Origin of the sequence: Serpens gallinarum (assembly GCF_014836765.1) — a bacterium.
In the GTDB taxonomy this organism is placed as follows: Bacteria; Pseudomonadota; Gammaproteobacteria; order Pseudomonadales; family Pseudomonadaceae; genus Serpens; species Serpens gallinarum.
The window spans coordinates 56924-66783 of sequence record NZ_JACSQG010000014.1 but is presented as its reverse complement, the minus strand read 5'-3'; the positions used below and the strand labels follow the sequence as shown (position 1 = coordinate 66783).

Genomic DNA, 9860 nt, shown 5'->3' with positions numbered 1-9860 from the left:
GGAGTTTTCAGTAAGGTCTGCACCGGAAGTGGGGCGCATTATAGGCCGCTGGATTCTGCCGTCAAGGGTTATTTGCAGCCACACCCAATTTTGCTCTTTTTACTGCTAATCCGCTTGCGCAGATGCTCAAGCTTGCTTCTCATCGCGTGCCCGCCGACGCTACATTCTGTTTTACGCTCTCGAAGGTCCCAACATGCTTGCAGCAAACCAACCGATCGCAATCGACGCTCCCCTTGTTCGTTGCGCAACTCGCTGCGGCTTTTTTATAGCAGGCTTTGGTTTATCCATATGGGCGCCCCTGGTGCCTTACGTGCGCGAACGCATCGAAATGAGCGATGCGCTGTTCGGCCTGCTGCTGTTATTCATCGGGCTCGGCTCTCTCGTCTGGATGCCCCTGTCCGGCATCCTGGTTGCGCGCCAAGGCATTCGCCCAGTGATCATGACGTGCATTTTATTTCTGCTGGTTTCGCTCGGTGTTATGGCGCTGACGGAATCGTTCTGGCTTCTGGCGCTCGCCTTGTTCTGCTTTGGAGGCAGCCTGGGTGTATTGGATGTGGTGCTCAATATTCAGTCCCTGCTGATCGAGCGCAAGCTTGGTAGGCACCTGATGTCGAATTTTCACGGCATGTTCAGCCTGGGCACCATTTCCGGCGCACTGTTGCTGACGGCGCTGTTATCGCTAGGCCTTTCAGCCGCAACAGGCAGCTTCCTCATGATCGGCCTGATTATTGTTTGCAGCCTGCTGGTCATGCGCGGCTTCCTGACTGACCGCGCCTCTGGAGGCGGTGTCGCCTTTATCCGCCCAAATGGCGTCGTACTGTTGATCGGCGCACTCTGCTTCGTGGTGTATCTGGCAGAAGGCGCAATTCTGGATTGGAGCGCTCTTTACCTAACCCAGGATAAAAAGCTCGAAACCGCCCTGGGCGGATTGGGTTACGCAAGCTTTGCCTTAATGGTGACCATTGGCCGGTTTGCCGGCGCACCCGTTGTTCGAGCTCTGGGCACAGCCAAAATCATCATTTTTGGGAGCCTACTGGCCGCAAGCGGAATTGGCCTCAGCATCATTACAGTACACTGGCCACTCGCACTGCTTGGCTATGGCCTGTGCGGTTTGGGCTGCGCCAATATTTCGCCCGTACTCATTTCATCCCTCAGCCATCAAGACGATATGCCCGTGCATCTAGCTGTCACTGCCGCGACCACCATCGGGTTTGCCGGTGTGCTAGCCGGCCCGGCAATCATGGGCCTGCTTGCTAACTACAGCTCACTCAGCATCGCCTTCGCTGCTCTGATGCTGATGCTACTGGGAATTGCACTCACCGGTCGCCGGTTCGCACGCTGAAGGTTCTGTTCTTCCGCCCACCATTCGCTAGAATGCGCGCCCTATGCAAATCCAAGACATTCACCAGCAACTGAGTGATATCGGCGCCAAAGGCGTGCATATCGGCAGACTCACCCGTACCTGGCTCAAGGGCTTACCCTTAGATGCCGGCACTCGGCATCAGCGTAGCGAGGATTTCCTGCCTCGTTCCGTGCGCGACGGCCTGCCTGTCATTGCCCTCACGCTCGACAATCTGGCCAGACTCAGCTCAGCGCATCCTGGTGCCGACGGCTCCGCTCGCCTACTGGTTGAATTGGGCGATGGCCAACTAATTGAGAGCGTTCTGTTGCCGCGCGGTGGCTTGTGCGTGTCCAGCCAAGTTGGCTGCGCAGTAGGTTGCACATTTTGCATGACCGGCAAAAGTGGCCTCCTCCGCCACCTCGCCAGCGCCGAGATCATTGCCCAAGTCGCGCTGGCCCGCCGCTTTCGCCCCGTAAAGAAAGTGGTATTCATGGGTATGGGCGAACCGGCACACAACTTGGAAAACGTGCTGGAGGCGATTAACCTGCTGGGCACCGAAGGGGGTATAGGGCACAAGAACCTGGTGTTCTCGACCGTAGGCGACCCCCGCGTCTTCGAGCGGCTCCCGCAACAGCAGGTGCGTCCAGCTCTGGCGTTGTCACTGCACACCACCAATGCCGAGTTGCGCCGTCAACTGCTGCCTCGGGCACCCCGGCTCGATCCTGAGGAATTGGTGCAACTGAGTGAAGACTACGCTCGCAGCGTGGATTATCCGGTGCAGTATCAATGGACCCTATTAAAAGGCATCAATGACAGTCAGCAGGAAATGGACGGAATCATTCGCCTGCTCAAGGGCAAGTACGCAATCATGAACATGATTCCCTATAACAGCCTGACAGATGACCCTTTCCAGCGTCCAGACGCCGACCGGATCGAACAGATCAGGCGCTACCTGCATGACAACGGTGTGCTGACAAAAATACGCAATTCAGCCGGACAAGACATTGATGGTGGATGCGGGCAGCTACGGGCGCGGGCCAATGAAATAGCCAATCGATGACTTCAGACCTGAGTCCAACCAAATTCGACGGTCAGACTCAACCTCTGAAATGGTCCGCTAAAACCTGGCTATCCTGATGCCTACAGGAGGGCTTTATGAGCAAAGACCAAAACGATGATCACAAACCCTTGACCATGCGGGAGATGCTGCAAAGCATGTTGGCCGGGGCATTGGGCGTGCAAACCGGAAAAAATCGCGCACGGGACTTCAGCCGCGGCAAACCCAGCCAGTTTCTTTTGCTGGGTGTGCTATTCATGGTGCTGTTTGTGCTGATTGTACTTGGCGCCGTTAAGCTAGTTCTGCACTTTGCAAATCTATAGCGCACCCCCGGCCTTTGCTTCGTCGCTTTATTGATGGCTGACCCAGTACACCGCCGTGACGACGGCTATCAGTATCAGGCAAAAGATCGCCCCCGCGTCCGCAACACTGTCTCGGTCATCATGTCCAGAATGGTTGCTCATCGTTTTCCCCTGCTCAGACTCCCTGAATACCTGTGAGTAAAGACCAGACGCTTCGTCTCCTCAAGCACCGAATCTTGGCTTCTTAAGCGATTCAGGTTCTAAGCATATTCTTATTCTTCACTTTTACGAATAAACACCAACTGGTATCTTGCCGGCCCCATCCGGGTCGCGCTGCCGTGCGCGCAATAAGCTGTCAGGATCTTTCATGTACGTTTACGACCAGTACGACCAACACATCATCGAAGATCGGGTACGTCAGTTCCGCGATCAGATTCGCCGCTATCTGGCCGGTGAGCTCAGTGATGCCGAGCTTCTGCCACTGCGTCTTCAAAATGGCCTGTACATTCAACGCTATGCGCCCATGCTGCGCGTGGCCGTACCGTATGGACTGATGTCCTCCAAGCAGGTTCGCAAGCTGGCGGAAATTGCCCGTAAGTACGACAAGGGCTACGCCCACATCAGTACGCGCACCAACGTACAGTTCAACTGGCCGGAACTGGAAGATGTGCCGGATATCTTGGCCGAGCTGGCCACCGTGCAGATGCATGCGATCCAAACCAGCGGCAACTGCATTCGTAACACCACTACCGACCAATTTGCCGGTGTCGCCAAGGATGAGGTGATCGACCCGCGCCCCTGGTGCGAAATCATTCGCCAATGGTCGACCTTTCACCCGGAATTCGCCTTCCTGCCTCGCAAGTTCAAGATTGCCGTGAACGGTGCTGCCAGCGATCGCGCCGCCATTGAAGTGCACGACATCGGCCTGGAAGCGGTTCATAACAGCGCAGGCGAACTGGGCTTCCGGGTTTCCGTCGGGGGCGGCCTGGGGCGTACCCCAATCGTTGGCAGCTACATCAATGAATTCCTGCCCTGGCAGCACCTGCTCAGCTATCTCGATGCCATTCTTCGGGTTTACAACCGTTACGGCCGTCGCGACAACAAGTTCAAGGCACGTATCAAAATCCTGGTCAAAGCACTGACTCCGGAAGTCTTCGCCGAACGTGTCGCAGCGGAATGGGAACACTTGAAAGACAGCCCGCTGACCCTTACCGAAGAAGAAGTGGCTCGGGTCAGTAAATTTTTCGTCGATCCGCTCTACAAAACGCTGGAAGATCAGGGCGCGGCACTGGCCCGGCTGGATACCGAACATCCCGGCTTCGCTCGCTGGCGCGCTCGCAACGTCACTGCGCACAAGAAGCCTGGCTATGCGGCAGTCACGCTGTCCCTGAAAGCCACCGGCGTCGCACCGGGCGATGTGACTGAAAAGCAACTGGATGCCATTGCCGACCTGGCAGACCGCTACAGCTTCGGTGAAGTGCGCAACTCCCACGAGCAGAACATGATTCTGGCCGACGTCGAACAATCCCAACTGTTCGAGCTCTGGCATGAACTGCGCGAGCTGGGCATCGCCACTCCCAACATCGGCCTGCTGACCGACATGATTTGCTGTCCGGGTGGCGATTTCTGTTCGCTGGCCAACGCCAAGTCGATTCCAGTGGCAGAAGCCATCCAGCGGCGCTTTGACGATCTCGACTACCTGTTCGACATCGGTGAGCTCGACCTGAACATTTCCGGCTGCATGAACGCCTGCGGTCACCACCATGTTGGCCATATCGGCATTCTGGGCGTGGACAAGAAAGGCGCCGAGTTCTACCAGGTTTCCCTGGGTGGCAGCTCAGGACGCGATGCCAGTCTGGGACAGATTCTTGGCCCATCCTTCGCCCAGGATGTCATGCCTGACGTCATAGAAAAGATCATTGCCGTATACGTGGAGCAACGTACCGAAGATGAGCAGTTTATCGACACCTACCGCCGCATTGGCATCGATCGTTTCAAAGAGCGCGTCTATGCAGCGAATCATTAAGAACGAACAGATCGTCGACGAAACCTGGCACCTGCTCGACAAGGAGGCCTCGCTGGATGGACTGCCCAACAGTGACGACCTGATCGTGCCGCTGCGCCTGTGGCGCGAGCATGCCCATGCCCTCAAAGCCCGTGACGGCGGGCTGGGAGTTTGGCTCGATGCCGATGAAGCGGTAGAGGATATCGCTGATGACCTGACGCACTTTCAGATTGTGGCCTTGAATTTCCCGGTTTTCACCGATGGTCGCCATTACTCCAGCGCTCGCCTGTTGCGCGAACGTTACGGCTATAAAGGTGAAGTACGCGCCATTGGCGATGTGCTGCGTGACCAGCTGTTCTATATGCGCCGCTGTGGCTTCGATGCCTTTGCCATCCGCCCAGATCGCGACCCTGACGATGCGCTGAAAAGCCTCAAGGATTTCTCGGTAACCTACCAAGCTGCCACCGATGATCCACGTCCGCTGTTCCGCCGCCGTTAAGCTCGGCTAAAAACCAGAAAGCCCCGCTAATCACGGGGCTTTCTGGTTGCTGGACCTAGAATAAGTCAGTCCAGCTTTACCAGAGCTCGGCCGACCATCTTGCCGGCAAGAATACGCTGGATCGCCTCAGGCAATTGCTCAAGTCCGATCTCCTCCACCAGATCCTCAAGCTCCGCCATCTTCCATGGTCCGGCCAGCTTGTCCCAGACGGAGGCCTTATCCGCCAAGGGAATTTCCACCGAATCCACGCCCAGCAGATCAACGCCACGCAAAATGAACGGCAGAACGGAGGCCTGGAAATTAACTCCGGCCGTGAGCCCGCAACAAGCCACACTGCCGCCACGGCGTAACGACTTGACGATATTGAATAGAATGTCGCCGCCTACCGTATCCACCGCCGCCGCCCACTGCTCCTTGAGCAACGGTTTGGCCGTACCTTCTTGCAAGGCTTCGCGCGGCAGCACCTGAGTGGCGCCCAAGCGCTGTAAGTAGTCTGCTTGTTCTGCCTTGCCCGTCACCGCCACCACCTGGCAGCCCAGATGCGCCAGCAAGCTCACCGCGATGCTGCCCACCCCACCCGTGGCGCCCGACACCAACACAGGGCCTGCCTTTGGGGTGAACCCGGCACGTAGCAGCTTCTCCACGCACAAGCCCGCCGTCAGGCCAGCCGTACCCAGCAGCATTGACTCACGCAGCGTCAGACCAGCAGGGCGTTTGACCAGCCACGCGGCCGGAACCCGAATGTATTGACCGAATCCGCCCGACGTACTCATGCCCAGATCGTATCCGGTGACGATGACTTCATCGCCTGGCACGAAGCCATCTACCGAGGACGTCTCGACGACTCCTGCCGCGTCGATCCCTGGTGTATGCGGGAAATGCCTGGTCACGCCCGGATTGCCGCTGGCCGACAGGGCATCCTTATAGTTCAAGGAGGAATACTGCACGCGCACCAGCACATCTCCAGCCGGCAGTGAGCTCGTGTCTCGCTCAACTACCGCCGATTGAAAATGGCCATCTGCAGCCTGGGTTACCTGTAATGCCTTGAATACGCTCATTATTTTCTCTCTTACCAGAATCGTTGTTGTTGCAAGCGGCCCCACCAGGTCAGCACCACGCGATCCAGAATTCCGCTGGCCGCAAGGCCGACACGCTCCTGCAAGCTTTTCTTCTGCGCATAGTGCAGCTGGAACAAATCTGCTGTTTTGGCCCGCTCCGAAAGGTACTCATCGCTGGTCTTGAGTTCATCCACCAGTTGCTTGCTCAATGCCGCCTGTCCCAACCAGATTTCACCCGTGGCGATCTCCTGGATATCCAACTGCGGACGATAATGAGCCACGAAGTCCTTGAACAGCTCATGGGTAATCTCCAGCTCCTCCTGGAATTTTTTCCGGCCCTTCTCGGTATTTTCACCAAATACAGTCAAGGTTCGTTTGTAATCACCGGCAGTAAGCACTTCAAAATCAACGTCGTGCTTCTTCAACAGACGGTGCACATTGGGGAGCTGAGCGACCACGCCGATCGAACCAAGGATGGCAAAGGGTGCGCTGAGGATTCGGTCACCAATGCACGCCATCATGTAACCGCCGCTGGCGGCCACCTTGTCCACGCAGATCGTTAATGGCACCCCAGCCTGGCGAATCCGCGCCAGTTGCGAGGATGCCAAACCGTAGCTGTGGACCATGCCCCCCCCACTCTCCAGGCGCACCACCACTTCATCTTGAGCTGTGGCCAGACTGAGCAGAGCAGTCACCTCATGTCGCAAATGTTCGACCGCCGACGCCCTGATGTCGCCATCAAAGTCCAGCACATAGACGCGAGGCTTGAGATCGCCGGTCTTCCTGTCCGCCTTCTGAGCTTTTTCCGCCTTGGCCTGCGCCTTGCGATGTGCCTTGAGCTGCTCTTTGTCCAGCAATGCCAGTTCCAGACGCTCACGCAGCCCCTTGTAGAACTCATTTAGTTTCAGCACCTGCAATTGCCCGGTGCTTTGCCCCCGCCCTCGGCTTCGCAAGACGGCCAGAGCCACAAGCACCGCCACGATGGACAGTACAACGGTCACCGATTTCGCCAAAAAACTCGCATAGTCAGCCAGATACTCCACAGCGTTTCCTCATCTCGATGTAATGGTCAGGCCGCCCCGCCACAGATTCGCTCAGCATACCGAGCACCTGGCCTGACAGCCAGACACGCAGCTGCAGCAACAATTCGCAATTCAAACAAGCGTATGTTTTTTCGTTGACAGGCCACCACCTCACCACCTAACCTCGCGTCACTTTCAACGTACCTGGACGACGGGCGTGGGTAGCATCTATCTGATTCGACATGGCCAAGCCTCTTTCGGTGCAGACGACTACGATGTTCTCTGCCCCAATGGTGTGCGCCAGGCCGAAGTGCTCGGCGAACACCTGGCTCATGTAGGCATAACGCTGCATCGCTGCTACAGCGGTGAACTGCGCCGACAGAGAGATACCGCTACACATGTGCTGCGCCGCATGGGCAACGGAGACTCAGCGGATATCGCTATCGATGGCGCCTTCAATGAATTCAAGGCCGATGAACTCATCCGCGCTCACTTGCCCGAACTTCTGGAATACGAGCCCAGGACGCTGGATATCCTTCGTCACGTTACCCGGCATCCGGGTGAGTTCCAGCGTCTGTTTGCCTTTGTCATTGACCGCTGGCTCAGCGGCTCTGGCGACAAGCCCGGCCAGGAAAGCTGGCAAGCATTCAGTACTCGCGTCCAGCAGGGCTTGCAGCGTGTACTCAACGACGCCGCACAGGGAGAACACATTGCTGTGTTTACTTCCGCCGGCACCATCACCGCCTTACTGCATCAGATCATCGGCGTTCCGCCCAGCAAAGCTTTCGAGCTCAATTGGCAGATCGTCAACACTTCGGTAACCCAACTGAAATTCCGGGACTCCGAAGTAACCCTGGCTTCCTTCAACAGCCATGCGCATTTACAGCTGTTGAAGGCGCCGGAGCTCATCACCTACCGTTGAGCTCCAGCCCACTGCGGCTCTTGACCGCCAGCAAAAACCGAAAATAAAGAAGGATGACATTATGAGCAGCGCCGACATCATCAAAGCCATGCAATCCAAGTTCAACTCCAGCGCCGCTGCTGGGCTGGACCTGGTATTCCAGTTCAACATCGAAGACGGCGAAAACCACTACATCGTTGTTAAAGACGGTGCGTGCAGCATCGAACAAGGCGAAAACCCGAACGCCAACGTCACCCTGATCATGGACAGCGAAACCCTGAAGGGCATCACCACCGGCGAAACCGACGGCATGCAAGCCTTTATGGGCGGCAAGCTGCGCGCCGAAGGCGACATGATGCTGGCCATGAAGCTGGGCGAACTGTTCCCAGTCTAAGCTGCTCGGTTGTTAAAAAAGCCGGGGCTGATGCTCCGGTTTTTTTTCGCCTGGCCTATGCACCGCGGCATAGGCTCCGCAAGGATGCTTATCGGCTACCAACACGCCTACCTATTAAGGCCACTATGAGTTGTTAAGGACTGCGATAAGTCATTAGATTGACCATTCTTTGATCGGCTTTTTGACCTTCAATAAAAAGGAATAAGAAATGGCGTTGATCGACCAGGCCACTCGCATCCGCTCGGGAGAAGAACTCAATGCCGAGACGATTGATGCGTTCTTGAAAGCGAGCATTCGTGAATTACACGGCGACCTGAAGATCAGCCAGTTTCCCGGCGGCGCTTCCAACCTCACCTATCTGTTGGAATACCCCGGCCGGCAGCTTGTTCTGCGCCGTCCCCCGTTTGGCCGCAAGGCTAAATCGGCCCACGACATGGGGCGTGAATTCCGAATTCTCAACCAGCTCAATGCCGGCTTTCCCTATTGCCCAAAAGCCTTTGCGCACTGCATCGACGAATCGCTGATCGGATCCGAGTTTTATGTGATGGAGCGGGTCAAAGGCATTATCTTGCGCGCCGACATTCCTGCCGCACTGAATTTCACTCCCGAGCAAACCCGCGGCTTGTGCAAAAGTTTCATCGATAAACTGGTGGACTTACACAATGTCGACTACCACGCCTGCGGCCTGGCGGATCTGGGTAAGCCGGAAGGTTACGTGCAGCGCCAGATTGAAGGCTGGTGCGATCGTTACGAAAAGGCGCTGACTCCCGATGCCCCGAGCTGGGAGCCGGTCAAGGCCTGGCTGCGCGACAAGATGCCTGCCGATCATTACCGTTCGGCTATCGTGCACAACGATTACCGCTTCGATAACGTCATTCTCGACCCGGCGAACCCGATGCAAATCATTGGGGTGCTGGACTGGGAACTGACGACACTGGGCGATCCCCTGATGGACCTGGGCAACACCCTCGCGTATTGGATCGAAGCAGGCGATCCGCCTGCAGTGCAACTGATGCGCCGCCAGCCGAGCAATGCTCCGGGTATGCTGACCCGACGCGAATTCGTTGATTACTACGCGAAACGCGCCGGTATCGAAATTGAAAACTTCGATTACTACTATTGCTACGGCCTGTTCCGCCTGGCCGGCATCGTCCAGCAAATCTATTACCGGTACTACCACGGCCAGACCCAGGACAAGCGATTCGCGCCCTTCGTGCAGATGAATAGCCTGCTGGAAAAAATGGCCCATAAACTCATTCAGCACTCATCGCTGTAAACCA

The 9860-nt window shown here is 56.6% G+C and carries 10 protein-coding genes; 8 read left to right on the top strand and 2 right to left on the bottom strand.

Annotation, left to right across the window (positions count from 1 at the left end; translation table 11 throughout):
* The first annotated feature begins 193 nt into the window (after positions 1-193).
* From H9642_RS17365 to H9642_RS17345, 5 genes are all read left to right on the top strand, one after another.
* Positions 194-1342, top strand: coding sequence for an MFS transporter (locus tag H9642_RS17365; protein WP_251837731.1), 1149 nt, complete (start codon positions 194-196; stop codon positions 1340-1342).
* A 43-nt stretch (positions 1343-1385) separates the two neighbouring features.
* Entirely contained in the window at positions 1386-2402 is a 1017-nt protein-coding gene (locus H9642_RS17360) for an RNA methyltransferase (RefSeq protein WP_251837730.1), read from the top strand.
* Between the two features lie 95 nt (positions 2403-2497).
* Entirely contained in the window at positions 2498-2722 is a 225-nt protein-coding gene (locus H9642_RS17355) for a DUF2970 domain-containing protein (RefSeq protein ID WP_251837729.1), read from the top strand.
* 346 nt (positions 2723-3068) lie between these two features.
* On the top strand, positions 3069-4727 hold the full coding sequence (locus tag H9642_RS17350; protein ID WP_251837728.1) for a nitrite/sulfite reductase: 1659 nt from the start codon (positions 3069-3071) through the stop codon (positions 4725-4727).
* On the top strand, positions 4711-5205 hold the full coding sequence (locus H9642_RS17345) for a DUF934 domain-containing protein (protein WP_251837727.1): 495 nt from the start codon (positions 4711-4713) through the stop codon (positions 5203-5205). The genes H9642_RS17350 and H9642_RS17345 overlap by 17 nt, the downstream gene beginning before the upstream one ends.
* 65 nt (positions 5206-5270) lie before the next feature.
* Here the strand turns inward: H9642_RS17345 and H9642_RS17340 are convergent, their stop codons facing one another.
* Together H9642_RS17340 and sohB are read right to left on the bottom strand one after the other, a co-directional pair.
* Positions 5271-6263, bottom strand: a complete 993-nt coding sequence (locus tag H9642_RS17340) for a YhdH/YhfP family quinone oxidoreductase (RefSeq protein ID WP_251837726.1) — start codon at positions 6261-6263, stop codon at positions 5271-5273.
* An 11-nt stretch (positions 6264-6274) separates the two neighbouring features.
* Entirely contained in the window at positions 6275-7306 is a 1032-nt protein-coding gene (gene sohB / locus H9642_RS17335; protein ID WP_251837725.1) for a protease SohB, read from the bottom strand.
* A 196-nt stretch (positions 7307-7502) separates the two neighbouring features.
* Here sohB and H9642_RS17330 point away from each other — a divergent pair, with 196 nt between their 5' ends.
* The 3 genes from H9642_RS17330 to H9642_RS17320 all read left to right on the top strand — a co-directional run bounded on the left by H9642_RS17330 (position 7503) and on the right by H9642_RS17320 (position 9856).
* The gene (locus tag H9642_RS17330; RefSeq protein ID WP_251837724.1) at positions 7503-8207 is read left to right on the top strand and encodes a histidine phosphatase family protein; all 705 of its coding nucleotides are present in this window, start codon (positions 7503-7505) and stop codon (positions 8205-8207) included.
* Positions 8208-8265: 58 nt separating this feature from the next.
* Positions 8266-8580, top strand: a complete 315-nt coding sequence (locus tag H9642_RS17325) for an SCP2 sterol-binding domain-containing protein (RefSeq protein WP_251837734.1) — start codon at positions 8266-8268, stop codon at positions 8578-8580.
* 208 nt (positions 8581-8788) lie between these two features.
* Positions 8789-9856 carry a phosphotransferase family protein gene (locus tag H9642_RS17320; protein ID WP_251837723.1) on the top strand — a complete coding sequence of 356 codons (1068 nt, stop codon included), beginning with the start codon at positions 8789-8791 and terminating at the stop codon, positions 9854-9856.
* Positions 9857-9860 lie beyond the last annotated feature (4 nt).

Coding starts and splice junctions, on each gene's coding strand:
- H9642_RS17340 (WP_251837726.1), bottom strand. CDS start 6,263: ATGAGCGTATTCAAGGCATTACAGGTAACCCAGGCTGCAGATGGCCAT.
- H9642_RS17360 (WP_251837730.1), top strand. CDS start 1,386: ATGCAAATCCAAGACATTCACCAGCAACTGAGTGATATCGGCGCCAAA.
- H9642_RS17320 (WP_251837723.1), top strand. CDS start 8,789: ATGGCGTTGATCGACCAGGCCACTCGCATCCGCTCGGGAGAAGAACTC.
- H9642_RS17355 (WP_251837729.1), top strand. CDS start 2,498: ATGAGCAAAGACCAAAACGATGATCACAAACCCTTGACCATGCGGGAG.
- H9642_RS17350 (WP_251837728.1), top strand. CDS start 3,069: ATGTACGTTTACGACCAGTACGACCAACACATCATCGAAGATCGGGTA.
- H9642_RS17365 (WP_251837731.1), top strand. CDS start 194: ATGCTTGCAGCAAACCAACCGATCGCAATCGACGCTCCCCTTGTTCGT.
- H9642_RS17345 (WP_251837727.1), top strand. CDS start 4,711: ATGCAGCGAATCATTAAGAACGAACAGATCGTCGACGAAACCTGGCAC.